This is a genomic window from Sphingomonas sp. GC_Shp_6 (genome assembly GCF_026540835.1).
Classification (GTDB): Bacteria; Pseudomonadota; Alphaproteobacteria; order Sphingomonadales; family Sphingomonadaceae; genus Sphingomonas.
On the sequence record NZ_JALNUO010000054.1, the window covers coordinates 1 to 360 of the forward strand.

Consider the following 360-nt stretch of genomic DNA (forward strand, 5'->3'; position numbering starts at 1 on the left):
TCAGCGCCAGGTTGCCGACGCTGACCGTCTTGCCCGTGCCGACAGTCTTCGTATCGTAAATGCCGCTGAGAGGATTGTTCAACGCCACCGCGTCGCCAGCCACCGCACCGGCGAGCGCATAGTTGCCACCTGTCAGCGTCGCCGCCGTCGTACCGTCATAGGTCTTCGCCACGCCGCCCGTCAGCGACGCCGTCAGTGCCTTCGCCGCGATGCTGCCGATCGCCGCGCTCGCGCTGGTGTTGACGGTGTAGTTACTGGCGTCGCCGCCGGTCAGCGCCAGGTTGCCGACGCTCACGGTTTTCGCGGTGCCGACATTCTTGGTGTCGTAGCTGCCGCTGATGGGATTGTTCAAGGCGACGG

General features: G+C 65.6%; 1 protein-coding gene. It reads right to left on the minus strand.

Annotated features, from left to right (window positions below):
• On the minus strand, positions 1–360 hold a 360-nt coding region (locus OXQ95_RS18655), incomplete at both ends, for a YDG domain-containing protein (RefSeq protein WP_267383140.1).